Annotated in this window: 28 protein-coding genes; 14 read left to right on the top strand and 14 right to left on the bottom strand. The window is 70.7% G+C overall.

Translation table 11 applies throughout. From position 1 onward, the window contains the following. Positions 1 to 96 precede the first annotated feature (96 nt). The 3 genes from OED52_RS07215 to OED52_RS07205 form a co-directional block, all read right to left on the bottom strand. A complete protein-coding gene (locus OED52_RS07215) occupies positions 97 to 621 on the bottom strand; it encodes a DUF1360 domain-containing protein (protein ID WP_264153976.1) in 525 nt (174 codons plus the stop codon). A gap of 139 nt (positions 622 to 760) precedes the next feature. Further along, positions 761 to 1,519 carry an SWIM zinc finger family protein gene (locus OED52_RS07210; RefSeq protein WP_264153975.1) on the bottom strand — a complete coding sequence of 253 codons (759 nt, stop codon included), beginning with the start codon at positions 1,517 to 1,519 and terminating at the stop codon, positions 761 to 763. Continuing rightward, on the bottom strand, positions 1,519 to 4,326 hold the full coding sequence (locus tag OED52_RS07205; RefSeq protein ID WP_264153974.1) for an SNF2-related protein: 2,808 nt from the start codon (positions 4,324 to 4,326) through the stop codon (positions 1,519 to 1,521). Before OED52_RS07205 ends, OED52_RS07210 begins: the two co-directional genes overlap by 1 nt. 49 nt (positions 4,327 to 4,375) lie before the next feature. Between OED52_RS07205 and OED52_RS07200 the strand changes: the two genes are divergently transcribed. The 3 genes from OED52_RS07200 to OED52_RS07190 all read left to right on the top strand — a co-directional run bounded on the left by OED52_RS07200 (position 4,376) and on the right by OED52_RS07190 (position 6,931). Continuing rightward, positions 4,376 to 5,302: an NADP-dependent oxidoreductase gene (locus OED52_RS07200; protein ID WP_264153973.1), complete on the top strand. Its 927-nt coding sequence runs from the start codon at positions 4,376 to 4,378 to the stop codon at positions 5,300 to 5,302. 81 nt (positions 5,303 to 5,383) lie between these two features. After that, the gene (locus OED52_RS07195) at positions 5,384 to 6,064 is read left to right on the top strand and encodes an HNH endonuclease family protein (RefSeq protein ID WP_413247726.1); all 681 of its coding nucleotides are present in this window, start codon (positions 5,384 to 5,386) and stop codon (positions 6,062 to 6,064) included. A gap of 48 nt (positions 6,065 to 6,112) precedes the next feature. Further along, the gene (locus tag OED52_RS07190; protein WP_264153972.1) at positions 6,113 to 6,931 is read left to right on the top strand and encodes a shikimate 5-dehydrogenase; all 819 of its coding nucleotides are present in this window, start codon (positions 6,113 to 6,115) and stop codon (positions 6,929 to 6,931) included. Positions 6,932 to 6,935: 4 nt separating this feature from the next. On the opposite strand, the gene OED52_RS07185 is transcribed toward OED52_RS07190, so the two are convergent. After that, positions 6,936 to 7,787, bottom strand: a complete 852-nt coding sequence (locus tag OED52_RS07185) for a DUF5995 family protein (protein ID WP_264153971.1) — start codon at positions 7,785 to 7,787, stop codon at positions 6,936 to 6,938. Between the two features lie 70 nt (positions 7,788 to 7,857). Continuing rightward, complete coding sequence (locus OED52_RS07180) at positions 7,858 to 8,697, bottom strand: sulfurtransferase (RefSeq protein ID WP_264153970.1); 840 nt, start codon at positions 8,695 to 8,697, stop codon at positions 7,858 to 7,860. 182 nt (positions 8,698 to 8,879) lie between these two features. Between OED52_RS07180 and OED52_RS07175 the strand changes: the two genes are divergently transcribed. Then, complete coding sequence (locus OED52_RS07175; RefSeq protein WP_264153969.1) at positions 8,880 to 9,356, top strand: acyl-CoA thioesterase; 477 nt, start codon at positions 8,880 to 8,882, stop codon at positions 9,354 to 9,356. Positions 9,357 to 9,419: 63 nt separating this feature from the next. On the opposite strand, the gene OED52_RS07170 is transcribed toward OED52_RS07175, so the two are convergent. After that, the gene (locus OED52_RS07170; protein WP_264153968.1) at positions 9,420 to 9,893 is read right to left on the bottom strand and encodes an Lrp/AsnC family transcriptional regulator; all 474 of its coding nucleotides are present in this window, start codon (positions 9,891 to 9,893) and stop codon (positions 9,420 to 9,422) included. Between the two features lie 166 nt (positions 9,894 to 10,059). Between OED52_RS07170 and pdhA the strand changes: the two genes are divergently transcribed. From pdhA to OED52_RS07150, 4 genes are read left to right on the top strand one after another with little or no spacing between them, the layout of a single operon-like run. Further along, positions 10,060 to 11,166, top strand: coding sequence for a pyruvate dehydrogenase (acetyl-transferring) E1 component subunit alpha (pdhA, locus tag OED52_RS07165; RefSeq protein ID WP_264153967.1), 1,107 nt, complete (start codon positions 10,060 to 10,062; stop codon positions 11,164 to 11,166). Then, positions 11,163 to 12,140 (top strand): alpha-ketoacid dehydrogenase subunit beta, encoded by a 978-nt coding sequence (locus OED52_RS07160; protein WP_264153966.1) that lies wholly within the window; start codon positions 11,163 to 11,165, stop codon positions 12,138 to 12,140. Before pdhA ends, OED52_RS07160 begins: the two co-directional genes overlap by 4 nt. A 9-nt stretch (positions 12,141 to 12,149) precedes the next feature. Then, positions 12,150 to 13,466, top strand: coding sequence for a dihydrolipoamide acetyltransferase family protein (locus OED52_RS07155; RefSeq protein WP_264153965.1), 1,317 nt, complete (start codon positions 12,150 to 12,152; stop codon positions 13,464 to 13,466). A 31-nt stretch (positions 13,467 to 13,497) separates the two neighbouring features. Beyond that, the gene (locus OED52_RS07150; protein ID WP_264153964.1) at positions 13,498 to 14,709 is read left to right on the top strand and encodes an MFS transporter; all 1,212 of its coding nucleotides are present in this window, start codon (positions 13,498 to 13,500) and stop codon (positions 14,707 to 14,709) included. Positions 14,710 to 14,746: 37 nt separating this feature from the next. On the opposite strand, the gene OED52_RS07145 is transcribed toward OED52_RS07150, so the two are convergent. The 3 genes from OED52_RS07145 to OED52_RS07135 are packed head-to-tail and all read right to left on the bottom strand — an operon-like array spanning position 14,747 to position 17,628. Next, positions 14,747 to 16,171 (bottom strand): NAD(P)(+) transhydrogenase (Re/Si-specific) subunit beta, encoded by a 1,425-nt coding sequence (locus OED52_RS07145; protein ID WP_264153963.1) that lies wholly within the window; start codon positions 16,169 to 16,171, stop codon positions 14,747 to 14,749. Next, positions 16,171 to 16,500, bottom strand: a complete 330-nt coding sequence (locus OED52_RS07140) for an NAD(P) transhydrogenase subunit alpha part 2 (RefSeq protein WP_264153962.1) — start codon at positions 16,498 to 16,500, stop codon at positions 16,171 to 16,173. The genes OED52_RS07145 and OED52_RS07140 overlap by 1 nt, the downstream gene beginning before the upstream one ends. After that, a complete protein-coding gene (locus OED52_RS07135; protein ID WP_264153961.1) occupies positions 16,501 to 17,628 on the bottom strand; it encodes a Re/Si-specific NAD(P)(+) transhydrogenase subunit alpha in 1,128 nt (375 codons plus the stop codon). Positions 17,629 to 18,004: 376 nt separating this feature from the next. Here OED52_RS07135 and OED52_RS20755 point away from each other — a divergent pair, with 376 nt between their 5' ends. The 6 genes from OED52_RS20755 to OED52_RS07110 are packed head-to-tail and all read left to right on the top strand — an operon-like array spanning position 18,005 to position 21,216. Next, on the top strand, positions 18,005 to 18,193 hold the full coding sequence (locus OED52_RS20755) for a hypothetical protein (RefSeq protein WP_318841917.1): 189 nt from the start codon (positions 18,005 to 18,007) through the stop codon (positions 18,191 to 18,193). Positions 18,194 to 18,202: 9 nt separating this feature from the next. After that, positions 18,203 to 18,949, top strand: a complete 747-nt coding sequence (locus OED52_RS07130) for an NAD-dependent deacylase (protein ID WP_264153960.1) — start codon at positions 18,203 to 18,205, stop codon at positions 18,947 to 18,949. Positions 18,950 to 18,991: 42 nt separating this feature from the next. After that, positions 18,992 to 19,432, top strand: coding sequence for an HIT family protein (locus OED52_RS07125; RefSeq protein WP_264153959.1), 441 nt, complete (start codon positions 18,992 to 18,994; stop codon positions 19,430 to 19,432). Then, positions 19,429 to 20,268, top strand: coding sequence for a maleylpyruvate isomerase family mycothiol-dependent enzyme (locus OED52_RS07120; RefSeq protein WP_264153958.1), 840 nt, complete (start codon positions 19,429 to 19,431; stop codon positions 20,266 to 20,268). The genes OED52_RS07125 and OED52_RS07120 overlap by 4 nt, the downstream gene beginning before the upstream one ends. Positions 20,269 to 20,272: 4 nt before the next feature. Then, positions 20,273 to 20,929 carry a peptidase E gene (locus OED52_RS07115; protein WP_264153957.1) on the top strand — a complete coding sequence of 219 codons (657 nt, stop codon included), beginning with the start codon at positions 20,273 to 20,275 and terminating at the stop codon, positions 20,927 to 20,929. Further along, the gene (locus OED52_RS07110; RefSeq protein WP_264153956.1) at positions 20,926 to 21,216 is read left to right on the top strand and encodes a GNAT family N-acetyltransferase; all 291 of its coding nucleotides are present in this window, start codon (positions 20,926 to 20,928) and stop codon (positions 21,214 to 21,216) included. Before OED52_RS07115 ends, OED52_RS07110 begins: the two co-directional genes overlap by 4 nt. A gap of 4 nt (positions 21,217 to 21,220) precedes the next feature. Here the strand turns inward: OED52_RS07110 and OED52_RS07105 are convergent, their stop codons facing one another. From OED52_RS07105 to OED52_RS07085, 5 genes are all read right to left on the bottom strand, one after another. Continuing rightward, the gene (locus OED52_RS07105) at positions 21,221 to 22,873 is read right to left on the bottom strand and encodes an ABC transporter permease (RefSeq protein WP_264153955.1); all 1,653 of its coding nucleotides are present in this window, start codon (positions 22,871 to 22,873) and stop codon (positions 21,221 to 21,223) included. Then, the gene (locus tag OED52_RS07100) at positions 22,870 to 23,802 is read right to left on the bottom strand and encodes an ABC transporter ATP-binding protein (protein ID WP_264153954.1); all 933 of its coding nucleotides are present in this window, start codon (positions 23,800 to 23,802) and stop codon (positions 22,870 to 22,872) included. The genes OED52_RS07105 and OED52_RS07100 overlap by 4 nt, the downstream gene beginning before the upstream one ends. Before the next feature lie 10 nt (positions 23,803 to 23,812). Further along, positions 23,813 to 24,469, bottom strand: a complete 657-nt coding sequence (locus OED52_RS07095) for a TetR/AcrR family transcriptional regulator (RefSeq protein WP_264153953.1) — start codon at positions 24,467 to 24,469, stop codon at positions 23,813 to 23,815. 70 nt (positions 24,470 to 24,539) lie between these two features. Then, on the bottom strand, positions 24,540 to 26,078 hold the full coding sequence (locus OED52_RS07090) for a carboxylesterase/lipase family protein (protein WP_264153952.1): 1,539 nt from the start codon (positions 26,076 to 26,078) through the stop codon (positions 24,540 to 24,542). An 80-nt stretch (positions 26,079 to 26,158) separates the two neighbouring features. Continuing rightward, complete coding sequence (locus tag OED52_RS07085) at positions 26,159 to 26,524, bottom strand: non-ribosomal peptide synthetase (protein ID WP_264153951.1); 366 nt, start codon at positions 26,522 to 26,524, stop codon at positions 26,159 to 26,161. Positions 26,525 to 26,545: the final 21 nt, after the last annotated feature.

The raw sequence follows: 26,545 nt of genomic DNA, 5'->3' as shown, positions 1-26,545 counted from the left end.
GCGACGGCCCGAAGTCTTCGCTCATCCTATAGTTGGAAGTCCACGTATGTCTACCGTCACACTCCGCCGATCCGTCCGGTCGGGGCCACGAACCGGTCAGCCCTCGGCGATCTGCTGCGCCTTCGCGTAGGCCAGGTGCAGGAAGTCGGCGCCGGTCAGGGCGGCGAAGGAGCCCGCCACCAGCCGAGTGAGGTTCGGCGCGTGGACCCGGCCGAAGACCAGGGCCGTCACCACCCACAGGTCCAGACAGAACGGGCACGCCAGCAGCTCCCCCACAGCGTGCCGGACCCGCGACGAGGTTCGCGGCTGCTCCATCACCTCGGCCGGCCCACCCGGTTCCTCGTATCGCGTGAACGGGGCCCGCACCGGGCTGGTCACCGCCGCCTTGCTGACGATGCGGGAGATCTTGTGGCTCGCGAGCGCGGTGACGACGAGATCCCCGGTGTCCGGCCGCGGCATCGCACGTCCGCGTCGGGCCGCGACACCGCCGAGCACCGACACGATCGTCAGGTACACGGACATGAGCACCGCGTAACCGCCGAGCGGGCGGTCCTCCCCGTTCCGGTAGGTCTCGGCCTCGTCGCGGACCGCGTCGGTCATCTCTCGTACGGGTGTACCCATGGATCCTCCACTCGGGGGTTCGGCTCTCCGTGGCACGACCGTCGTCGCCTCCACCCGCGCAGGCATACCCCTCGGGCGGGACACACAACCGCTTCCGGCAGCGGCAGCGGCAGCCGCACGATTGCGCAGCACCAGCGGGTCACCGCATTCGGCGGTACAGGTCCTCGAGATCGGTGAGCGCGCGGATCACCACGGCCTCGTCGGTGCCACCGGCACGCAACGCCCGGCGCAGCAGCATCGGGTCGAGGTCCTCGGTCGCCGGCCGGAACCGCTCCACGGGCAGCTCCGGCAACTCGGTGTCGTCACCGTAGAAATCCTCGTCGTCCCCAGGCTCGTCGGCGGTCTCCTCGGTGCCGCCGATCAGGGTCGTCAGGTCCACCCCCCGCAGGGTCAGCACCGCGAGCGGATCCTCGTCGACCTGTTCGGCCAGCAGGAACGCGACGGCGGCGGCGTGCTTGCAGGGCCACCCGTCGTCGGGACAGGTGCAGTCGAAGTCGAGTTCACCGGCGCGGCGCGGCAGCAGCAGCGGCCCCAGTTCCTCCGGCAGGATCCCGGCGGCGAGCCGCGCGAGCATGCCCGGGGACGAGCGGACCCGGTCCACGAGTTCGGCGACGGCGTCCTCGTCGAGCCTGCGCACCTGCACCGAGGCCGAGAACGGGGTCAGCTGACTACCTTGCACCTCCCCGAGCGCGACACCCGGTTCGATCCGCAGGGTCAGCACCTGCCCCGCGCGCGCATACTGCCGGCCCCGGGTGAGCCGGCCCTTGTCGGCGGTCTGCTCCATCGCCGACAGCAGCTCCTTCGACCACCAGTTGCGTCCGAGCGCGCCGCGGCGGCCCCGGGTGTCGATGCCGCCGTCGAGCCGGTGGGCGCTGCCGAAACGTCCGGTGCGGGCCATCAGTCGCCCACCGCCTCGTCACCGAGGGCGAGCAGGGACTGCAGTTGCTCGGTGGACAGCTCGGTGATCCAGTTCTCCCCCGCACCGACCACGATGTCGGCGAGTTCCTGTTTACCCGTGAGCATCTCGTCGATCCGTTCCTCCACGGTTCCCACGCACACCAGTTTGCGGACCTGCACGTCGCGGCGCTGCCCGATACGGAACGCGCGGTCGGTGGCCTGGTTCTCCACCGCCGGATTCCACCAGCGGTCCAGGTGCACCACGTGATTGGCCGCGGTCAGGTTCAGTCCGGTACCACCCGCCTTGAGCGAGAGCAGCATGATCGGTGGGCCGCCCTCGCCCTGGAACTCGGCGACCATCGCGTCGCGGCGGGTCTTGGACACCCCGCCGTGCAGGAACGGCACCGTCGTCGCGAACCGTTCCTCGAGATACGGGACGACGAGTTCGCCGAACTCCCGGAACTGGGTGAACATCAGCACCTTCTCGCCGTCCGCGAGCACCGACTCGACGATGTCCTCGACCAGCGCGAGCTTGCCCGAGCGGTGCCGGCCGCGGCGCAGCACCGGCGACCCGTCGCCGAGATACTGCGCCGGATGGTTGCACACCTGTTTCAGACGGGTCAGGGCGGCGAGCACGGCACCCTTGCGGGCCATACCCTCCTCGTCACGGATGCGCTGCATCATGTCGTCGACGACGGCCCGGTACAGCGCCGCCTGCTCCGCCGTGAGGTTGGCCCGGACCGTCTGCTCGAACTTCTCCGGCAGGTCCGAGATCACGTCGGGATCGGTCTTGACGCGGCGCATCACGAACGGCGCCGACAGCGCGCGCAGCCGGGCCGCGGCGACGGCGTCGTGGTCGCGCTCGATGGGGACGGCGAAGCGGGCCCGGAACGACGCCGCGCTGCCCAGCAGGGAGGGGTTCACGAAGTCCAGCACGGCCCGCAACTCCTCGAGCCGGTTCTCCACCGGGGTGCCGGTGAGCGCGACGCGGTGCGCGGCGGGGATCGCGCGAGTGGCGCGGGACTGGGCGGTCGCGGTGTTCTTCACGTGCTGGGCCTCGTCGAGCACCACCCGCCGCCAGGACAGGGCCGCCAGCTGGGCGACGTCGCGGGCCGCGATCGCATAGGTGGTGACCACCAGGTCGTGACCGGCCGCCGTCTCCGCCAGGGCCGGTCCGCGCAGCCGCTGCGCACCGTGGTGGACGTACACCCGCAGGTCGGGCACGAACCGTTCGGCCTCGCGCTGCCAGTTGCCCACCACCGACATCGGGCACACCAGCAGGGTGGGTGGCCCCTCGATGCCGGACTCGCGTTCGTGTGCGAGCAGTGCCAGCACCTGGATGGTCTTGCCCAGGCCCATGTCGTCGGCCAGCACCGCACCGAGACCGAGCCGGCTCATGAAGGCCAGCCAGTCGAGGCCGCGCTGCTGGTAGGGCCGCAGTTCGGCCTTCAGCCCCGCCGGGACCGGCACGGGTTCGGGATGAGCCCGCCCGTCCAGCAGGGTCTCGATCCAGCCCGACGCGGTGATCTCGGTGACCTCGGCCGGGGGCGGGTCGTCGCCGGTGAACTGGGCGAACAGCGAGCCGAGCGTGCCCTCGCGCACGGAGTGCGCATTCACGTAGCGGGCGGCGCGGGCGAGGGCCTCCGCGTCGGCACGCACCCACTTGCCGCGCAGTTTCACCAGGTCGCTGTTGGCCGCGACCAGCTGCTCCATCTCCGAGGGGGTGAGCAGCATGTCGCCGACTGCGAGTTGCCATTCGTAGGACACGATCGCGTTCATGCCCACGACGCTGTCGTCGGTGCTCACGGGCGCGACCGGCGAGTCGACCTGCAGGCGCAGGGACGGATCGAGGGTCGCCCACGCGCGCGGCAGCAGCACGGCGATGCCTGCGGCGTCGAGCGAACGGGCACCGTGCTCGACGAGGTCGACGACGACCGGGGTGGGCAGCAGCAGGTCGAGGCTCGCCGGGTCGCGGGGCACGTCCTGCAGGCGCGGATAGGCGTTCAGCGCGACCAGCAGTTTGCGGTGACCGATCTGCAGCAGGTGCGGGTCGGTCTTCTCCACCGGCAGCGGCATCGGCGGCCGGCCCTCGCTGCGCAGGCACACCTCGAGCCGCCACAGGGCGTCGGCGCCGATGTCGTCGTCGGTGTCGTCCGGTTCGACGAGGCGCAGCACCAGATCGGGTTCGTAGCCGGCGAGACTGGCCCGCCACTCCTCGAGCGCGTCGGCCATGCGCTGGGTGCCGCGCGGATGCGGGGTGCCCTCCGCCAGCGCCGCGATCAGGGGGTGCAGGGAGGTCGACGGGCCGTGCAGTCCCCGCACGATGGGGTCGGTGAGCTCGCGGCACAGGTCGTCGAGCAGGTCGACGGGGCGGCCGAGCTGCCGCTGCACCGGGGGCATCGCGGCGGCGAGTTCCGCCGACCACGCGCGGGTCTTCTCCCCGCCGAGCAGTCGCCACCGTGCCCACCACTGCTTCTCGGCGCGCACGAGTTCGGGGGCGACGCGTCCGGCCTGCGCCCAGCGTTCGATGCCGCGCGCCACGTGGGCGAGATAGCGCAGGTCGCCGCCCACGCCCTTGGGTCGGCGTGGGAGGTCGAGCAGGAGTTCGGCGGCCTCGGGCGGTGCGACCGCGACGGCGGGCACCGTGCGGGATTCGGCATCGCCGGGGAAGGTCAGCTCGATGCAGTGGCGGAACGGCCGGTCGATCCACCGGCGGACCGCCGACGGCAGGTCCTCGGGATCGGGATCGCCGACCGGGTCCCACCACAGCATCAGGCCGGATCCCGGTGACCACAGCCCGTGCAACATGCCCACCATCGTGCCAGCCGTGGGAGACCGCGATGGCAGGCTGGGTCCCATGGCACTCGCGTACGGCTTCGTGGACCACGGCGGTCCGGAGACCCAGGACCTGCTCGAGGTGGACGTTCCCGCGCCCGGACCGGGACAACTGCTGGTCGCCGTGCACGCGGCGGGTGTGAACCCGGCCGACTGGAAGGTGCGGGCCGGCCTGCGGCGGAACACCGTGCCGGTGAGCTTCCCCGCGGTGTTCGGGCGGGAGGTGTCCGGGGTGGTCACCGCCGTCGGTGAGGACGTGTCGGGCTTCGCCGTCGGCGACGTGGTCTTCGGCGCCACCGCCGCGGGCTTCGGCGGATACACCGAGTACACACTCCTCGACGCGACCGGGACGGCCCACAAGCCCGCGGAGGTGTCCTTCGAGGTGGCGGCCACCATCCCCGTGGCGGCGGGGACCGCCTTCGACATCGTCGAGCACCTCGGGATCGTCGACGCGGACACCGTGCTCGTGCTCGGCGCCGGGGGCGGTGTCGGGTCCGCAGTCACCCAGCTGGCGCACGCCACGGGTGCGGCGGTGCTCGGGGTGGCGAGCGCGGGCAAGCGCGATCTCGTCGGAGCCGACGGCGGCACGTGGATCGAGTCCGGGGACGGCTTCGAGAGTCGGGTGGCCGAGGCGGCCGAACGGTGCGGTGCGGTGACCGCGATCGTCGATCTCGTGGGCGGGGAGGTGCTGGACCGGACGGCAGGACTGTCGCGCGATCCTGGGCGGCTCGTGAGCATCGCGGATCCCGCACGGGCGACGGCCCTGGGCGGTTCGGGGATCACCCGGCGCCGTAGCCGCGAGGTGTTCGAGCGGGTGGCCGGGCTCGTGGTCCGCGGTCTGCTCGTCCCGCACATCGAGCGGACGTGGCCACTGCGCGAGGCGGGAGAAGCGCTCGCGATCGTCGAGGCGGGGCACGCCCGAGGCAAGGTCGTGCTGACGATCCGTTGAGACCCGTCCCGTATCCGGTCCGGCGCTGTCGGGAGGTCGTGTCAGGATGCCCGCGTGCGTGGGGGGAACACGGCGGGGTGGGTGACGGCGGTACTGGTCGCGGTGGTGGTGTCCTGGTCCTGGGACAACCTGGGTACGGACACCGATGCGGTGCCGGGCAGCCCGGACCGGGCCGCGATCCACGCCCTGCTCGCACAGGTGGACGTGGTGGCCGAGCGCCCGGAGGTGCCGGGTTACGAGCGTGGTTGCGGCCCGGGTGAGGGGTGCGTGTTCGGTCCTGCCTGGTCCGACGATCATCCGGGTGCCGGTGGGCGCGACGGCTGCGACACCCGCAACGAGGTGCTCGCCCGCGACCTCCGCTCCCCCGTCCTCCGACCGGGCAGCGGCGACTGCGTGGTGCTCTCCGGGGTGCTGCACGACCCGTACACCGGTGCGCGCGTGGAGTTCCGGCGCGCCGAGGCGCAGGCGGTGCACATCGACCACATCTATCCGCTCGCGGCGGCGTGGGATCTGGGTGCGGCGCGCTGGCCCGCCGACCGGCGGCGGCAGTTCGCCAACGACATCACCTACAACCTCGTCGCGGTGGACGGGCAGGCCAATATCGACAAGGGCGATCGCACACCCGCGCAGTGGTTGCCGCCGGCCGCCGGTTACCGCTGCTGGTTCGCCGGGCGGTATCTCACCGTGGCGGTGCGCTACGCGCTGCCGGTCACGGCCGCGGATCACCGCGTGCTGAGCGAGGTGGCCGGATCGTGCCCGTGAGGAGATGTTCGAACTACTCCCTGGCTACTCCCTGGGTACCGTGAAGGGATGCTCGAACGCATCTCCAAGGACACCCGCCTGTGCATCTCGATGTCGGGTCGCCCCAGCAACATCGGCACACGGTTCCACAACTTCCTCTACGAGGAACTCGGACTCGACTTCGTCTACAAGGCCTTCGCGCCCGCGAACATCGAGGACGCGGTGGCCGGGATCCGCGGACTCGGTATCCGGGGCGCCGGGGTGTCGATGCCGTTCAAGGAAGCGGTACTGCCCCTCGTCGACGTCCTGCACGATTCGGCGCGGGCCATCGAGTCGGTGAACACGATTGTCAACGAGGACGGCGTCCTGCACGCCTACAACACCGATTACCAGGCGGTGAGCGACCTGCTCGTCGAACACCGCGTCGACCCGTCCCTGCCGGTCACGGTGGTGGGCAGCGGCGGGATGGCGAAGGCGGTGACGGCGGCGTTGCGGCACAACGGTTTCGACGAAGGAACGGTGCTGGCCCGCAACGAGGGGGCGGGACGGGCCCTCGCCCGCAAGTACGGCTACACGTGGCGATCCGACGCGGAGGGTCTCGCGCCGGGCCTGATCGTCAACGCCACCCCGATCGGGATGGCGGGCGGAGCGGAGTCGGAGGATCTACCGGTCCCCCGCGAGGCGGTGGCGGCGGCCGCGACCGTCTTCGACGTGGTGGCGATGCCCCCGGACACCCCGCTCGTGCGATACGCCCGCGAATGCGGTGTCCCGGTGATCACCGGGGACGAGGTGATCGCCCTGCAGGCGGCCCTGCAGTTCGAGCTCTACACCGGGGTGACCCCGACGCGCGACCAGATCCGCCGCGCGTCGGAGTACTCCCGCTCCTGAACGATCAGATGATGCCGGTCTGCTCCATCCCGTCGAGGACGACGGACGCGGCGTCGACCGCGAGGTTCATCTCGATGCGAGTGACGCCGGCGGTGGCGGGGTTCTGCAGACCGAAGTTGTTCACCCACGCGGCGGTTCGGGCCGACTGGAACATGAAGGTGGTCGTCTCCGTCTTCCCGAACAGGTTGCCGGCGAACCAGCCGGTGAAGAACGGGCCGAGGTCGACGCCGTAGGTCGCGTCGAACTCGCTCGCGATGGCCGGTGCGGCATCGACGAGTGCTTCACCGAAGGTGTAGAAGTCGCGGGTGTGCTGCGGGGTGGAGCCGATGGTGACGAGGGCTTCCGGGAAGTCGATCACCAGATGGGCGACGATCGAGCCGAGCAGGATCCGGCCCGGGCTGCGGTCGCACTGCTCGGCCAGGGCGAGGGCGTTCGCCCAGTGTGGTGCCGGTGTGCCACCGGTGACGTACTCGTGCCAGCTGGACAGGTAGAGACGCACGACCTCGACCGCGAGCGCCGAGGCCCACTCCGGGTCGTCGTAGATGCCGGAGTCGAGAGTCGGGCCCGTCAGCTCCAGGATCTCGTCGAAGGCGAGCACGAAGGTGCCGCGGTAGTCGTCGCTGCGGGTGAGCAGCTGCCGCAGTTCCGCGATGCGCGCCCGGGCGTCGTCGAAGGTATCGATTCCCTGCGGATCCGTGAGGGCGGCGATGTCCGATACCGGAACGGTGGACACGCACTGCGAAGGTGCCCGTCCCGGCGGTACCGGCGCCGCGGCCACGGTGGGCGCGGCCAATAGTGTGGACAGCAGTGCGGCTCCCGCCGCAACCCCGACGAATCCCCGACCGAAATGTTTCATTTGTACCAATCTACGTACTGTCGAGCGAATTGTCAGGACTCGTCCCATCGCCGGGCGAGCGGCATCCGGCTCAGCCGCCGGTCGCCACGCGACGGGTCGGGTCGGCGGACCACTGCGACCACGAGCCCGGATACAGCGCCGCCTCGATGCCCGCGATCTCCAGCGCGGCGATCTCGTGGGCGGCGTTGATTCCCGACCCGCAGTACACCGCGACGTCCCCGCGGCCGACACCCAGCCGCGAGAAACGGTGGGCGAGCTGGTCGGAGGGCAGGAAGGACCCGTCCGCCCGCAGGTTCTCGGTGGTGGGGGCGCTGACCGCGCCGGGGATGTGCCCGGCGCGGGGGTCGACGGGCTCCTCGTCGCCGCGGTAGCGGGCGTAGGCGCGGGCGTCGAGCAGCACCCCGTGCTCGGTGAAGTCGGCGGCGTCGTCCGGTCCGATCGTGGGCATGTGGCCCGGGCTCAGGGTGACCGTGCCCGGCCGGGGGTCGGCACCGGGGCCGGCGGCGACGAGGTGCCCACCGGCGATCCAGGCCTGCAGGCCGCCGTCGAGCAGCCGGACGTTCCGGTGTCCCGCCCAGCGCAGCAACCACCAGGCGCGGGCGGCCGCGAGGTCGCCGCTCGCGTCGTAGGCGACGACGAGATCACCGTCGTCGATGCCCCACCGGCGGGCGGCGGCCTGCAGCCGGCCGATCTCGGGGAGCGGATGACGACCGTGTTCGGCCGAGGGCGGGTCGGCCAGTTCCTCGTCGAGGTCGACGTAGACGGCGCCCGGGATGTGACCCTCGTGGAACCGGTCGCGGCCGTGGGGGTCGCCGAGTGCCCAGCGCACGTCGAGCAGGATCGGTGGGTGGCCCCGGTCGATCAGGGCTGCGAGTTCGACGGTCGTGAGGAGGACATCGGATTCGGCCATGCCCCGATCCTGGCACGAATGCGGCGTACGTCACACATTCGTGCGGCGCCCCGGCGGTTCGGCACCGCCGAAGGTCCCCTCCTTCTCATACCTCGCGCCCGGTTCGTCCTGTTTCGGTGTCGGTTCGGCATTCAAGGTGCTGTTGATCGGATTTGGCGTGCCAGGAGCACTATCGTCGAAGCGTGAGCAAGCGCCAACCGACGAGCCCCGCCGCCCCGCCCCAGCCGGAGCAGTTCCCGGTGCTGTGGCCGATGCAGACGCGCTGGGCCGACAACGACCACTACGGACACGTCAACAACGTCACGTACTACTCGTACTTCGACTCGGCGGTCAACGGCTGGCTCATGTCCACCACCGGCGTCGACATCCGTGAACTCGAGGCGATCGGTGTGGTGGCCGAGACCTCCTGCCGCTATCTCGCCGAGTTGTCCTTTCCCGACCGGCTGCAGGTGGGCCTGGCGGTGGATCGCCTGGGCACGCAGTCGATCACCTATTCGCTCGCGATCTTCCGGGAATCGGGCGATTCCCTGATCCCCGCCGCGACCGGCCGGTTCGTCCACGTCTACGTCGACCCGACCACCCGGCGGCCCGTCCCGATCCCCGATCAGATCCGCAAGGCCGCCGCGCAGCTCGTCACGTCCCCGCCGTCGACCACCTAGACCCCGACCGCGCCACCCTCGACGGCACTGCTCTCGACGGCACTGCTCTCGACGGCACCGCCCTCAACGGCGCTTCGCGGCACGCTCGAGGAGCGGTACGGTGCGCTGCGGGACGAGCTCCTGCATGACGAGCGACATGTCGGTGCGTTCGACACCCTCGATCTCGAGGATGCGCCCGGCCAGCCGGTAGAGGTCGTCGGCGTCGCGCGCGACCACCTTGATCGACAGGTCGATCGGGCCGGTCAGGCCGTACACCTCGGTGACTTCGGGGATCCGCGCGAGCGCGTCGACGACCTCGTCGAGGCGGTGCTGGTCGACCCGGGTGGCCACGTAGGCGGCGAGCGGATAACCGAGAACGACGGGGTCCACGCGGCGCTCGAACGACGCCAGCAGTCCTTCGGCCTCCCAGCGCGCGAGTCGCGCCTGAACGGTGTTGCGGGACAGCCCGAGCCGCTGCGACAGTTCGACGCCGGTGGCCCGCGGAGTGCGGGCGAGTTCGAGCAGCAGACGGGCGTCGGTCGCGTCCAGACTGGTCATTCTTCGCAGTCTGCCAGCCCGACGGAGCGCCGAATTGTGCTTTCTGCGCAATCGGGTTCGGATCGATTGCGCATCCCTCCACAATACGGAGAATGTGACGTACGGCACACATCACCCGGTGGTGCCCCACAAGGACACCCCGGGTCCGCACCGACGAGGTGATCCGATGGCTGCATCGACCGCATACGGATATCCGGTCCAACTGGTCCAACCCGACGGACGACGCGTCCTCGACACCCACTACGCCCCGCTCGTGGCCGATGTCGGCCCGGAGAAGCTCCGCGAGATGTACCGCGACATGGTGGTCGCGCGGCGCCTCGACACCGAGGCCGTCGCCCTGCAACGTCAGGGCGAACTCGGTCTGTGGGCCCCACTCCTGGGGCAGGAAGCCGCACAGGTCGGCTCCGCCCACGCCCTCGCCGCCGACGACTACGTCTTCACCAGCTACCGCGAGCACGCGGTCGCGTGGTGCCGGGGCGTCGACCCCGCCGAGATGACCCGACTGTGGCGCGGATGCGCGCTGTCCGGCTGGGATCCGGCGAAGGTGAACATCACCAATCCCGCGATCGTCGTCGGCTCGCAGGGCCTGCACGCGACGGGCTACGCGATGGGCGCGAAACTCGACGGCGCCGAGATCGCCACCGTCGTCTACTTCGGCGACGGCGCCACCAGCCAGGGGGACCTGTCCGAGGCGATGGTGTTCGCGGTGAGCTGGGGCGCCGGCGTGGTGTTCTTCTGCCAGAACAACCACTGGGCCATCAGTGCCCCCACCCGGGTGCAGAGCCCGATGCCGCTGGCCCAGCGCGCGGCGGGATTCGGGATGCCGGCGGTGCAGGTCGACGGCAACGACGTGCTCGCCGTCCTCGCGGTCACCCGCCGCGCCGTCCGGCACGCCCGCGAGGGCGCCGGGCCGTTCTTCGTCGAGGCGCTCACCTACCGTATGGGTCCGCACACCACGTCCGACGACCCCACCCGCTACCGCACCCCCGCCGACCTCGAGGAGTGGGCGGCCCGCGACCCGATCGACCGGATCCGGCGGCTGCTCGAACGCGAGGGGCTCGCCGACGACGCGTTCTTCGAGCAGGTGACGGCCACCGCGGACGACGCCGCGATGCGCCTGCGCCGCGGCACCGTGGAGATGCCCGATCCCGGGCCCGAGGCGCTGTTCGACCACGTCTACGCCACCGATCATCCGTTGATCGAGCAGGAACGCGCCGAGTACGCCGCCTATCTGGCAGGCTTCGCGGCCGAGAAGGAGGAGGTGCGACGATGACCACGATGACTCTCGGCGGTGCCCTCAACGCGGGTCTGCGCCGCGCACTCGAGAACGACCCCAAGGTCGTCGTCATGGGTGAGGACGTCGGCGCCCTGGGCGGCGTCTTCCGCATCACCGACACCCTGCAGAAGGACTTCGGGGAGAACCGGGTGTTCGACACCCCGCTCGCCGAATCCGGCATCGTCGGAACCGCGTTCGGGATGGCGCTGCGCGGCTACCGGCCGGTGTGCGAGATCCAGTTCGACGGCTTCGTGTATCCGGCCTTCGACCAGATCGTCTCGCAGGTCGCGAAGATCCACTACCGCACCGCCGGGGCGGTGACGGCGCCGCTCACCGTGCGGATCCCCTACGGCGGCGGCATCGGCGCGGTCGAGCACCACTCGGAGTCCCCGGAGGCGTACTTCGCGCACACCGCCGGGCTGCGCGTGGTGGCCCCCGGCAGCCCGTCCGACGCGTACTGGATGATCCAGCAGGCGATCTCACTCGACGACCCGGTGATCTTCCTCGAACCCAAACACCGCTACTGGGAGCGCGGCGAGGTCGACGTCGACCGTGCCCCGGAGATCGGGTTGCACACCGCGCGGATCGTCCGCTCCGGCACCGACGCCACCCTGGCGACCTTCGGTTCGCTGGTGCCCACGGCGCTGCAGGCCGCCGAGATCGCCGCGGGGGAAGGACATTCGCTCGAGGTGATCGACCTGCGGTCGTTGTCGCCGATCGACTTCGACACCGTCGAGGAGTCCGTGCGCCGCACGGGCCGGCTCGTCGTCGTGCAGGAGGCACCGGTCTTCTGCGGGATCGGCGCCGAGATCGCCGCCCGCATCGGGGAACGCTGCTTCTACCAGCTCGAGTCCCCGGTGCTGCGGGTCGGTGGATTCGACATCCCTTATCCCCCGGCCAAACTCGAGTCCCACCATCGTCCCGACCCCGACCGCATCCTCGACGCGGTCGACCGGGCGCTGGCGGCGTGAGGAGGCACTGTGGCGGATCCGGTTTCCACCGTGCAGGAGTTCCGTCTCCCCGATCTCGGGGAGGGTCTCACCGAGGCCGAGTGGGTGCACTGGTCGGTGGCGGTGGGCGACCACGTCGACCTCAACCAGATCATCGGGGAGGTGGAGACAGCGAAGGCGACGGTCGAACTGCCGTCCCCCTACGCCGGAGCGGTGACGGAACTGCTCGTCGAACCGGGGCAGACCGTTCCCGTCGGTGCGCCGCTGCTGCGTATCGCCACCGACACCCCCGAGGAGACCGACGCTCCCCCGGCACGACCGTCCGTGCTGGTCGGCTACGGACCCGGTGAGGTGCCGGTGAGCCGCCGCGCCCACCGCACGGCGGCCATGCACACCGAGCCGGCCACCCCCGCCGCGACCCCCGACACCGAGCCGGTACGGGCCTGCGCCGAGCCGACACGGGCCCGCCCGGATGCCAAACCGGGGGCCCGCAAGCTCGCGGGCGCGCTCGGGGTGGATCTGCGCGCCGTGACCGGCACCGGACAGGGCGGGGTGATCACCCGCCACGACGTGCGCCGTGCGGCCGGGGTCCCCGACCACCAGGCGACCGGCAGCGGAGTCGGGTCCTCGGACGAGACCTCCGACGGCGTGACGCGGCTGCCCGTCCGCGGGGTCCGCAAGCGCACCGCCGAGGCGGTGACCCGCAGCGCGTTCACGGCCCCGCACGCGACGCTGTTCCTCACCTGCGACGCGACGGCGACGGTCGAGCTGGTGTCCACCCTGCGGGCCTCCCCGGCCTTCGAGGGCCGGCATCCCACGGTGCTCACCGTGGTGGCCCGCGCCCTTGTGGCGGCGATCGCCGAGGAGCCGTCGCTCAACGCCCGGTGGGACGACGAGGCGGGTGAGATCGTCCTCCACCACGACGTGCACCTCGGGATCGCCACCGCGACGACCGAGGGTCTGAAGGTGCCGGTGGTCCGTGCAGCACAGCGGCTGCGGTTGCCGGAGCTGGCAGGGGCGATCGCCACGGCGGCCGAACGCGCCCGGTCCGGTGAGGCGACCCCGGCCGAGTTGACCGGTTCGACCGTGTCGGTGACGAACGTCGGTGTCTTCGGCGTCGACGCGGGCACCCCCATCCTCAATCCGGGCGAGTCGGCGATCCTGGCCGTCGGGGCCGTGGCCGACCGGCCGTGGGTGGTCGGCGGGCAGCTGGCGGTGCGGAAGGTGGTCACGCTGTCGCTGGCCTTCGACCATCGGCTCGTCGACGGGGAACAGGCCGGTCGGGCACTCGCGGCGATCGGTGCGTTCCTCACCGATCCCGTCCCGGCGCTGCTGAGCGGGACATGAGATACCGCCGTCGTCGGTAGCGTGGATCCGCGTGACCGATCCTGCCCACCCGGCGTCTGCACGTACGGCGGCCCCGCTCGTCCGCGCCCGTCTCGCGGTCTTCACGATCTTCGGGATAAACGGGTTCCTGCTCGCTCTGTGGGTGGTGCACATCCCCGCGATCCGGGAGCGGGTGGGCATCGACCACGCCGCGCTGGGGTCGTTGCTCCTGCTGCTCGCGGCGGGGGCGCTCGCCGGCATGCACACGACGGGCCGGTTCGCCGACCGGTTCGGCAGCCACCGCACGACCGTGGTGGCCGCCCTCGCGCTGGCCGTCGCGACGGTCGGTCCCGGTCTGGTGGCGGCGCCCTGGCAGCTCGGTCTCGCCCTGGTGTTGTTCGGGTTCGCCAACGGTGCGCTGGACGTGTCGATGAACTCTCAGGCCGTGGTGGTCGAGCAGCGCTATCGGCGGCCCGTCATGGCCGCCTTCCACGGCGTGTTCTCGGCGGGCGGCATCGCCGGGTCGCTCGTCGGCGCGGCGACGCTCGCCCTCGACGTGCGGCCACCGGTGACCCTGGCGGTGTCCGGTGCGTTGGGCGCGGTGCTCGTGGCGTGGACGGGCCGGTACCTGCTCCGGCCGGAGCGCCCGCCGATGCCCGCCTCTCCCGCACCCCACGGCGGGTATTCGCGTCGGGTGGTCCTGCTCGGTGGTGTGGCGTTCGCGTTGATGGTCTGCGAGGGCGTCGCCAACGACTGGAGCGCTCTGCAGGTCCTCGAGCGGCTCGACAGCCCCGAGTCGGTGGCGGCCCTCGCGTTCGGTGCCTTCTCCGCGACGATGACCCTCGGCCGGTTCGTCGCAGACCGGGTGACCGCGCGGTTCGGCGGTGTCGCCGTGGTCCGGTACGGCGCTCTCCTCGCCGCCGCCGGGATGGCGACGGTGATCGCCTCGCCGTGGCTGGGTCTCACCCTCACCGGGTGGGCGTTGTTCGGTCTGGGCCTGTCGGGTGCCGTGCCGCAACTGTTCACGGCGGCGGGCAACCTCGACGAGGGTTCGCCGGGGACGAACGTGTCGCGGGTGGTCGGGCTGGGGTATCTGGGTTTCCTCGCCGGGCCGGCGTGCATCGGATGGCTGTCGGAGGCGAGTTCCCTGACGGCGGCGCTGGTGGTACCGCTCGGGTGTGTGCTCCTCGCGGCGGCGCTCGCCCCGGCGCTGACCCCGGGGCCGGCACAGGTCCCGGGAAACACGACGGCGCCCACGCGGTAGTCCGCGTGGGCGCCGTGTGGATCGTTGGAACGAAGGGCTACAGAGCCTTCAGCTCCTCGGTCACCTCGGAGACCATCTTCTTGGCGTCACCGAACAGCATCGACGTGTTGTCGGCGGTGAACAGCGGGTTGTCGATACCGGCGTAACCGGACGACATCGAACGCTTGAGCACGATGACCGACTTCGACTGGTCGACGTTGAGGATCGGCATGCCGTAGATCGGGCTGGACGAGTCCAGGCGGGCAGCCGGGTTGGTGACGTCGTTGGCGCCGATGACGATGGTGACGTCGGTGCGGCTGAACTCGCCGTTGATGTCGTCCATCTCCTTCATCGCGTCGTACTCGACGTCGGCCTCGGCCAGCAGCACATTCATGTGACCGGGCATGCGGCCGGCGACCGGGTGGATCGCGTACTTGACCTCGACACCGCGCGCTTCGAGCAGCGAGGCCATCTCCTTGACGGCGTGCTGGGCCTGCGCGACGGCCAGACCGTAACCGGGCACGACGATGACCTGGTTGGCGTAGGCCATCTGGATGGCCGCATCCGAGGCCGAGGTGGCCTTGACGGTGCCACCGGAGGCCGAGGCGGCCCCGCCGGCGGCGTCGCTGCCACCGAAGGCGCCGAACACGATCGCCGGGATGGAGCGGTTCATGGCCTTGGCCATGAGGTTGGTCAGGATGGTGCCGGACGCGCCGACGATCATGCCGGCGACGATCATCGCCTGGTTGTTCAGCGCCAGACCCGCGGCGGCGGCCGACAGACCGGTGAGGGCGTTGAGCAGGGAGATCACGACGGGCATGTCGGCGCCACCGATCGGCAGCACGACGAACAGGCCCATCACACCGGCCGCGACGAGCAGCGCGAGGATCCACCAGGAGGCCAGCGGTTCACCGTCGGCGCTGATACCGATGTACACCGCGATCGCGATGGAGGCGATCACCAGGACGATGTTGGCGAGCTGGAACAGCTTCGCGGCCGCGACCAGCTTCTTCTCGAGGTTCTTGTTCAGCAGCTCCTGCAGCTTCGCGAAGGCGACGAGCGAGCCCCAGAAGGAGATCGAACCGATGATCGCGGCGAACAGCGAACCGACGATCATGACGACGGTCGGCTGCTCGTCCAGATGGGTGAAGCTGGTGGACTCGAGGTACTCCGACCATGCGATCAGGGCGACGGTGCCACCACCGACACCGTTGAACAGCGCGACCAGCTGCGGCATGGCGGTCATCTTGGTCTTCAGCGCCGGGGGGACGCCGAGGATGATGCCGACGACGAGGCCGCCGATGATCAGGCCCCAGTTCTCCGTGTCACGGATGTCGATGAGCACCGCGACGACCGCGATGAGCATGCCGACGGCGGCGATGTAGTTGCCGCGGACTGCGGTCTTCGGGCCGGTGAGGCCCGACAGACCGTAGATGAACATCGCGAAGGCGATGATGTACAGGACCGAGACGAGGTAACCCATCAGGCGTCCGCCCCCTTCTTCTGCGCGGCCGGAGCGTCCTTGCGCTGCTTGAACATCCCGAGCATGCGGTCGGTGACGACGAAGCCGCCGACGACGTTCAGGGTGCCGAACACCAGGGCGACGAACAGGATGATCTTGATGCCCCAGCTGGCGTCGGCGGGCAGGTGGCCGAGCACGACGAGAGCACCGAGGACGACGATGCCGTGGATGGCGTTGGTACCCGACATCAGCGGCGTGTGCAGCGTGTTGGGGACCTTGGAGATGACGGCGAACCCGACGAATCCGGCCAGGACCAGAATCGCGATGTTCGCGAGCAGTTCGTTGTACATCTAGGAGTTCTCCTTCGAGCGCGTCACGCAGGCAGCCGCGAGGATCTCGTCCGAGAAGTCCGGGGCGAGGGCACCGGACTCGTCGAGAAGCAGCTCGATCAGCGCGTACACGTTCTTCGAGTAGAGCTCGGAGGCGTGCTCCGGCATCGTCGCGGGCAGGTTGAGCGGCGAGCAGATGGTGACGTCGTGCTTGACGACGGTCTGCCCCGGCTCGGTGAGTTCGCAGTTGCCACCGGTCTCGCCGGCGAGGTCGACGATGACCGATCCCGGCTTCATTCCCTCGACGGCGGCGGCGGTCACCAGGCGCGGCGCGGGGCGGCCCGGCACGAGCGCGGTGGTGATGACGACGTCGAAGTTCTTGATGGCATCCTCGAGCGCCTGCTGCTGCTGCGCCCGCTCGGCCTCGGTGAGCTCGCGGGCGTAGCCACCCTCACCGGCGGCGTCGATGCCCAGGTCGAGCCACTGCGCGCCGACGGAGCGCACCTGGTCGGCGACCTCGGGACGCACGTCGTAACCGGTGGTGCGGGCGCCGAGGCGCTTCGCCGTGGCCAGGGCCTGCAGACCCGCGACACCCACGCCGAGGACCAGCACGGTCGCCGGCTTCACGGTGCCGGCGGCGGTGGTCAGCATCGGGAAGAAGCGGGTGGCCTCGCTCGCCGCGACCAGCACGGACTTGTAGCCGGCCACGTTGGCCTGCGAGGACAGTGCGTCCATGACCTGGGCGCGGGAGATGCGCGGGATGGCCTCGACGGCGTACGCCTCGACACCGGCCTGCGTCAGCGCGCCGATCTGGTTCTGCGCGTTGCGCGGGGCGAGGAAGCCGATCAGCCGCTGGCCCGAGCGCAGCCGGGCGACCTCGGTGTCGCTCGGCGGGGCCACCTTGACCACGATGTCCGCCGACCAGGCGTCACCGATGGTGGCTCCGGCCTCCTTGTATGCGGCGTCGGGGATGAGGGCCTCCTGGCCGGCGCCGGACTCGACGACGACGTCGAGACCCTTGCCGATCAGCGAGGGCACGATCTTCGGTACGAGCGCGACTCGCCGTTCCCCGTCGTTCGTCTCGCGAACGACGCCGACGGTCGGACGGCGGTGCGCTCCGCTCCCCGTGTTCGATCCTTCGGTACTCAATCTGTTGACTCCTGCGTCGATGAAAAGTGCGCGTCGCGCCACGGTCGGCGGCGGAATAGTGCGTGATTGCGGGCCATGTGTCGGCCCCTAGTTCGCTGTTGAGGCTTATGCAGGCCTACCGCCTCACCGGGAGTGCATGCAACCCGTCCGAATCATCTGAATCGTTCCCGAACTGAAAGAACGGCGAAAGTTGTGAGGCACCTCACTCACAGTTTCGATTTTCCACCTGTGAGGGAAGCCGGCAAGGTACGCCCCGAAACGGCTCCACAGGCCCCCTGGAGAGCGAAAATGGTCCGAAGACAAAGCGATTCACCGAAGTCGGTGACCAGGACAGGTGAATCGATTCAGAAGATCGATTCAGGAAAGTGAGCGGAACGTGACCGATCGACCCGATCCGGGTACCGGAGATCTCGGCGGGGACCCCGTCTGCTGGCTGCATCTCGTGTGCCCCGACTGCGGTGCGTTCCGCGAGTCCCCCGACGAGCCCTGCCCGCGATGCGGGAGCACGACGGTGGAACCGGGTGACGGCTCCGCGGCGGAGCCGCCATCCGGTTCCGCCGGTTAGCGTGGGACCGTGAACGTGCCTGCCCCGATCCTCGATCTCGCCCGCCCGGCCCGCCGGGTCACGGTCCTCACCGGTGCCGGGATGTCCGCGGAGAGCGGAGTACCCACCTTCCGCGACGCGCAGACCGGTCTGTGGGAGAACTTCGACCCTGCCGCCCTCGCGACACCCGAGGCGTGGCAGGCCGATCCGGCGACCGTGTGGGCGTGGTACCAGTGGCGGGTCGCGCTGGTGCGCCGCGTGGAGCCCAACGCGGGCCATCGCGCGCTGGCCGAGTGGGCGCGCTCCACCGAGGTGCGCATCTCCACCCAGAACGTCGACGATCTGCACGAGCGCGCCGGCAGCGCAGTGCTGGCCCATCTGCACGGCAGTCTGTTCTCCCCGCGGTGCGACCGCTGCGCGCAGCCGGTGGAGCTGCCCGACCCGCCGTCCGAACCCGTGGCACGACTGGAGCCGCCCGTCTGTCCCGCCTGTGGCGGCGCCGGGCGCCCCGGGGTGGTGTGGTTCGGGGAGATGCTGCCCCGGGAACCCTGGGAGGCGACCACCGAGGCGCTGCGCGACGCCGACCTGCTGCTCGTGATCGGCACCTCCGGGGTCGTGTACCCGGCGGCGGGGCTGCCGTCCCTCGCGCGCGATCACGGGGTTCCGGTCGTGGAGATCAACCCGGACGAGACCGATCTGAGCGACCGGGTGGACGAGGTGTGGCGCACCACCGCCGCGACCGGGCTGCCGCAACTCGTCGAGGCGCTCCGCGGATAGCCGCACCACGCCGGTCCGCCGTGACAGCGTTAGGGTGACGGCGTGAGTTCCTGTGTGTTCTGCGCCATAGTCGACGGCACCGCTCCGGCGGTCCGTGTCCTCGAGGACGACGACGTCGTGGCGTTCCTGGACATCCGGCCCGTCGCACGCGGGCACACCCTCGTCGTGCCCCGCACCCACGCGGCGCGCCTCGAGGATCTCGATCCCGCGGCCGGTGCGGCGATGTTCCGCGCCGGGCAGCGGATCGCGCGGGCCCTCGCCCGCTCGGAACTGTCGACGGACGGAACCAATCTCGTCCTCAACGACGGGCGCGCCGCCTTCCAGACCGTCTTCCACGCCCACCTGCACGTGGTGCCCCGCTGGAGCGGGGACCGGCTCCGGCTCGGAGTGGGTCTGCTCCGTCGACAGTCGCACGACCCCGAGAGCACCGCCGCACTGATCCGCGACGGGCTCGACCGCCTGACCGCAGAGGAGCATTCGTGACCCAGCCCACCGGCGCCACCGTCGAGTTCCCCGTCGACGTCATCCGCCCCATCCTGCTCGAGCAGTTCTCCGCCCTCGACGACCAGCTCGCCGGCGTCCGCGACGACGAGTGGGAGACCCCGACCGCGCTGCCGGGCTGGACGGTCAAGGACGTCGTCGCGCATCTCGTCGGCACCGAGTCGATGCTCGCGGGCATCGCCGCACCCCGGGTGGAGCGGGACGTGCGCGCACTCCCCCACGTGCGCAACGACATCGCCGCGTTCAACGAGCTGTGGGTCGAGTCGCTGCGGCCCGTCCCCGGCCCGGAGGTGCTCGCACGGTTCCGCGAGATCGTGGCGCGCCGCACCGACGAGCTGGACGCGATGGGCCAGGAGGACTTCGACGCGCAGTCGAACACGCCGGTCGGCCCGGCCCCCTACGGCCGGTTCATGCGGATCCGGGTGTTCGACTGCTGGTTCCACGAACTCGACATCGCCGACGCGCTCGGCCGCACCGCCACCGAGGGCGGACCCCGCGCCGAACTGGCGGTCACCGAAATCTTCGGCGCGGTTCCGTTCATCGTGGGCAAGCGCGGCAAGGCCCCGGAGGGATCGCGCATCACGATCGAGCTGTCCGGTCCCCTCGCCCGCACCCTGCACGTCGAGGTGCAGGGCCGTGCCGCCGTGGTGCCGGAGCTGTCGGGACCGGCGACCTCGACGCTCGCGATGGACTCGGGCCTGTTCGTGCGGCTCGCCGGTGGGCGGGTGCACGCCGCGGACCGGATCGACGAGATCTCCCTCGGTGGAGACGTCGAGGTCGCGCGCCGCATCGTGGACAACCTCGCCTTCACCATCTGATCCTGTGCGGCTGTTCCTGTCCTCCTACCGGTTCGGCACCGACCCGCGCGTCTTCGTCCACCTGACGGGGACGCCGGGGCGCATCGCCGTGATCGCCAACGCCGCCGACGCGTGGCCGGCCGCGGCGCGGGCGGGTGCGGTCACCAGCGAGACGGTGGCGCTGCGCTCGCTGGGCTTCGCCCCCGAGGAGGTCGACCTGCGCGACCATCCCGGTGACCCGGGTTCGCTCCGCGCACGGCTGGCGGAGTTCCCGGCGGTGTGGGTGCGGGGCGGCAACACCTTCGTCCTGCGGGCCCGGCTGGCCCGCAGTGGTGGCGACGCGGTGCTCACCGATCTGGTCCGCAGCAACCGGATCGTCTACGGCGGGTACAGCGCCGGGGCGTGCGTGGCGACCCCGTCGTTGTGCGGCCTCGAGTTCTCCGACGATCCCGGTGAGGTCACGACCGTCTGCGGTGGCCCGGTGGTGTGGGACGGGCTCGGCTGGGTCGACCACGCGATCGTGCCGCACACCGGTGACTCCCTGCTCGCCGACGACGGTGTGCAGCGGACCCTGCGGTACCTGCGCGAGCGCGGCATCGCCCATGTGGCGTTGACCGACGACGACGCGCTGGTCGTCGACACCCCTCCCGGCGTGGACGCCCCGAGTACGGTGAATCCATGACGCAGAACAACGACGCCACCGAACCCCGGATCGAGCACGAGGCCGACAACTCCCGGTTCGCGCTGTACCTCGGCGACGACCTCGCGGCCTACGCCGACTACACGCAGCACGGGGACCTGCGGGATTTCGACCACACCGTCACCGACCCGCAGTTCCGTGGCCGGGGCCTCGCCGGTGTCGTGGTGAAGCACGCCCTCGACGAGACGAAGAAGCAGGGACTGAAGATCGGCGCGTCCTGCTCGTACGTGGAGAAGTTCGTCGCCGAGCATCCCGAGTACCGCAACTGATCGCTCACACCGGCACGTCGCGGCGGCGGAAACCGACGACCGCCGCTGCGACGAGCACCACCGCCGCGGACGCCTGGACGACGAGCGGCAGTGCCGTGACGGGTTCCGCGGGTACCAGCGGCACGTGCGAGAACGGTGAGAGGGCGACGAGTTCGTCGGGCAGGTCGAGCATCTCGCCGAGCCACGCGACGAACACCGTCCACACCACCAGCACCCACACCAGCCCGGTCGCGCGCGGCACGCAGCCCAGCAGCGCGAACGCCGCGGCGACCACAAGGATCGCCGCCGGGGCGTAGGCCAGGGACGCCGCGATCATCCGCGGCACCCATCCCCCGTCGCCCACCGCGAGGGCGACTCCCAGCCCGGTCGCGGCCCCGGAGACGAGCAGTGCCACGACCACCTGGACGACGATCACGCCGAGGGCTGCGGACAGCCACGCGCTGCGCCTCGTGCCGGTGACGATCACGAGACCGGATCGTCCGCCCTCCTCCTCGCTGCGCATCCGCACCACCGCGGACACCCCGAAGGCGGTGGCACCGAGAGCGAGGAACATCAGCATCATCCCGGCGAAGGAAGCGGTGAGGGCGTCGGGGTCCACCCCCACCATGTCGAGCACCTGCGGCATCTCGTCGATGAGGTCCTCGACGGAACTGGCGAGGGCACCCATCGCGACACCGAACAGCACCAGCCCCACCAGCCAGCCGACGAACGCTCCGCGCAGCAGGCGGCGGATCAGGCCGACCGGAGAGAGCAGGGCGGAATCCGCTTCGGCGGGTCCGGGTTTCGGTGCCCGCAGCCCGGCTCCGAGATCGCGACGGCGGGAGAGCACCACGGCGACGGTGAGCAGCACGATCGTCGTCGCCACGGACAGCAGCAACGGCCACCATCGCTCGTCGACGTAGAGCCGGGTCTGCTGGGCCCACGCGATCGGCGAGAACCACGACAGCCACGAGCCGGTGGGCTCGATGGTGTCGCCGGCGCCCCGGACGAAGAAGGCCGCGGCGAGCACCGCGAGGGCGGTGCCGGTGGCGGAGCGGGAGTGTTCACCGAACTGGGCGGTCACCGCGGCGACCGCACCGAAGAGCACCCCGGTGACGGCGGAGGCCACTCCGAAGGCGACCGACCCGACGACGGCGAGTTCCCCGGCGACGAGGGCGACGGTGATGCCCGCTCCCACCATGAGGTTCGCGACCGACACCAGCAGCAGGGCGGCCGCCGGTGGTGCATAGGTCCCGACGGGCAGCGCCCGCAGGAGTTCGAGGCGGCCCGCCTCCTCCTGGGCCCGGGTGTGCCTTACGACGAGCAGGATGCTCATGATCGCGGTCGCGACGAAAACGGTCAGGCTCAGTTCGTTGGCGGTCATCGCACCGAGCGTGTAGTCGTCGGTCCCGTAGGCCGGTCCCGTCATGAGGACGGCCGCCGGGTTCTCGAGCAGGGCGGCCCGGGCCTGCCGGGCGGACGCGTCGGGGTAGACCGCGGCCAGGCTGAGGACGGTCGCCCAGACCGTGAGGGCCAGGGCGAGCGTCCAGACGGCGATGCGCACGCGGTCCAGTCGCAGGTACAGCCGCAGCAGGGCACCGAGGCCGGTGAACGGTGCGGCGGAGGTCGTGGGGGTCCGAGCCGGTGCGGGAACCGGGGTCGGTGTGGTGGTGGTCATCGCGCGGGCACTTCCTTCGCGACCCCGTCGCCGGCGTCGAAGGTGTCGCCGTAGTGCCGCATGAACAGCTCCTCCAGCGACGGGGGTGTGATGGTGAGGTTGTCGACGCCGAGCGCGGCGAGTTCCTGCAGCACCGGGGCGAGTGCGGAGTTGTCGACGTCGAAGGCGACCCGGCCGTCGTCGTGGGTGAGGTCGTGCACGCCGCCCAGTGCCGCCAGCCGTGCGGCGGGCTCGGTGGTGGTGGCCCGCACCGACGAGCGCGTCAGGTGCCGCAGCTGGGCGAGAGTGCCGGTCTCGACGTCCCGCCCGGCACGGATGATCATGACGGTGTCGCAGAGCTTCTCGACCTCGGCGAGGATGTGGCTGGACAGCAGCACGGTGGCGCCGCCGTCCCGGAGCCTGCGCACCTCGTCGGTGAACACCGCCTCCATGAGCGGATCGAGGCCCGAGGTCGGTTCGTCGAGCAGGTACAGTTCGGCGTCCGAAGCGAGCGCGGTGACCAGAGCCACCTTCTGCCGGTTGCCCTTCGAGTAGGTCCGGGCCTTCTTCGTCGGGTCGAGTTCGAAACGTTCGAGCAGTTCGGCGCGGCGCTGCGTGCGGACCTCGCCGCCGCGGATGCGGGTGAGCACGTCGATGATCTCTCCGCCGGTCAGGGTCGGCCACAGGCTGGTGTCGCCGGGGACGTAGGCGATGTGCCGGTGGATCTCGACGGCGTCGGTCCACGGGTCCCGGCCGAGGACCCGGGCGGTGCCGGAGTCGGCGCGGAGCATTCCGAGCAGTACCCGGATCGCCGTCGACTTCCCTGCTCCGTTCGGTCCGAGAAATCCTGCGACGGTGCCTCGTTCGACCGTCATCGAGAAGCCGTCGAGGGCTCTCGTGGTCCCGAAGGTCTTGACGACGTCGCGGACTTCGATGATGGGGGTGTCCATGATTCCTCCGTCAGGAGTCGGGGGGTGCCTCCTGCGCTGCGAGGCAGGCGTCGAACAGCGTCGAGTCCGTCAGCAACGGCTCGGTGTAGAGCTCGAGTATCGGCAGCATGAGGCGTTCGGTGTAGGAGCGCAGCCGGGCCGGGAACGTCTCGAGGTCGAGGAACTCGTCGGGTCCGGGAAGTTCCATGAGGACGGCCCCGACGCTGAAACAGACCAGGGCGCGAGCTCTTTCGGCCGGGAATCGGCTCGGGCGCACGGTGCCGGCGGCGACGGCCTCCTCGAGATAGGCCTCGGTGTCGGCGACGAGGCGGTCGAGGAAGTCGGTGGCGGTGCGGCCGCCGGCCCGGATGGTCCGGAAGAGATAGGCGACCGCGGAGGCGTAGTTCTCGATGTGCTCCATCTGATCCTGCAGGGCGGCCGGCCCGATCCTCGGGTCGAGAACCGCGCTCTTGGCCTGCCGGATGGCGTCGAGCACGTAGCGGTCGCAGTGCTCCTTCAGTCCGGCGCGGGATCCGAAGTGGTGCACGATCAACGAAGCGCTGACGCCGCACTCGGCGGCGATGGTGCGCAGGGGGACGGCGACCCCGTACACGGCGATGCACCGGATGGCCGCGTCGCGGATCCGGGCCCGGGTGGTGAGGTCCTCACCGGCCACGGTTGAACGCACGTTCCGAGCGTTGCACACGTGTTCAACCCGATCAACGCACGGATTGTGCCATCACGGCCGGTGGATCGGCTCAGTTGAAACCCATCACCTCGGTGCCCCAGACGCGGCGCATCTCCCCCTCCGGGTCCGGCACGACGGTGTCGGTGGAGCCGACGATCAGCGTCAGGCGGGCGTCCGTCTCGTAGCGCGGCCAGTGCTTGGACCCGTCCAGCGCCGCCGGCACACCGTGGTGCGCGAACGCCGTCCAGCGTCGCTGGATCCGCCCGGAGACCTCCCCGGCGGATCGGCGACCGCCCAGCCAGAAGGTCGGGTCGCGGCCGAGCGTGCCGAAATTGCCGAAGACGTAGGGCAGTTCGGTGGCGTGCCCCGCCCCGATCCGGGCCGCCTTGAGCATCGGGGTCGCGTGGTCGAAGCGGTAGACCCAGGTCGGTGAGTGCTCGCTGTGCGCCTCGGCCACCCACAGCACCGGCATGCGGAAGGCCGCGTCGCGGGAGAGGGCCATCGCACCCGTGGGCTTGGACAGATCGGGATAGGCCGCGACGATCTCGGCCAGGCGTTCCGGATCGAGATCGGGCCGGTCCTGTGCGAGCGCGGCGAACATCGCCTGGACGGCGGTGTCGTCGACCGGCATCAGCGGCGACTTCATGAACCGGAAGATCGACGGCTCGTCCTTGTTGGAGCCGATGATCAGCGGGATCCGGTGCGACAATCCCTTCTGGAAGGCGGCGACCGGATACTTCGGGACCAGGTCGCGGTCGACGACCGGGGTCATCGCCAGGGTGCCGGGGGATCTGCTGGGCACCTCACCGAAGAGCACCTCCGACGCCTGCACGAGCTTCTCCACGGGCAGGGTGAGCAGATCCTCGACCCGGTCCGGGGACACCTCGAGGATCTGCAGGAACCGCTCGGCGACCGTGGCGGCACGCTCGCGCCCGTACACCGAGGTCGCGGGCGGCGACTGGGCGATCGCGCGGTGGAACAGGCCCTCCGCACGCGGGACCGTCATCAAGGTGGTGACGGATCCGCCGCCCGAGGACTCACCGAACAGGGTCACACAGTCGGGGTCACCACCGAAGGCGGTGATGCAGTCGCGGACCCATTCCAGGGCCGCGATCTGATCGCGCAGGCCCACGTTCGATTCGAAGGGCGCATCCGGCGTGGCGAAGGACGACAGGTCGAGGAAGCCGAGCGGTCCGAGCCGGTAGTTGAGCGTGACCACCACGACGTCGCCGCTCTCGCACAGGGTCCGTCCGTCGTAGATCTTCTGCCCGGAATAACCGAGCACGTAGGCGCCACCGTGGATCCACACCATCACCGGGCGCAGCCGGCCGTCCGGTGGCGGTGCCCAGACGTTGAGCGAGAGGCAGTCCTCGCCCATCGTCATCCCCGGTTCGATACCGATGGGGCTCTGGCGGCTCTGCGGAGCGATCGGGCCGAACCGGGTACAGTCGAGTACCCCGTCCCAGGGCTCGGGTGGCAACGGCGACCGGAACCGCCGGTTCCCGGTGGGCGCGGCGTACGGGATGCCCTTCCAGGCGAAGACCGTCCCGTCGCGGTGCCCGCGCACCTCGCCGTACTTGCAGACGACGGTGAGCGTGTCGTTGTCCACGTGACCTCCCGGGGAACTTCGGTCGCCAGCCTATCGACGATCGGCGGGTCGCCGAGAGCAGCCTCGGTCGAGGTCCGTCGTCAGCCCGCGGCCGAGAGCGGTTCGGGTGCCACGCAGTCCACGAGGTCGGACACGAGCGCATCGAGCACGTCGCGCAGGTCCGCGCGAGCGGAGTCGGCGAGGGCCGGGAAGACCGTGGACAGCGCGATGGGCACCAGGGACGCCGGGCCGAGCAGGATCCCCATGACGGCATCGAGCCTGGCGACCTCCTCGTGGAGTTCCTCGTAGGTGGTCACGCTGTCGCCGTACATCACCGCGATCCGACGCGGCGCGCAAGCCGCGGCCTCGGCCACCAGCCGGGGCAGGTCCTCCGCTGTCGGCTCGTAGGCCGTCCGCTCGTAGGCCGTCCGCTCGTAGACCATGGACTCCACTTCGTACTTCCGCACCGATCCCGCCTTCACTGATCC

The organism is Rhodococcus sp. Z13 (genome assembly GCF_025837095.1).
GTDB lineage: Bacteria > Actinomycetota > Actinomycetes > Mycobacteriales > Mycobacteriaceae > Rhodococcus > Rhodococcus sacchari.
Note: the sequence above shows the minus strand (reverse complement) of the source record. Positions and strands in the feature narration are given on the sequence as shown.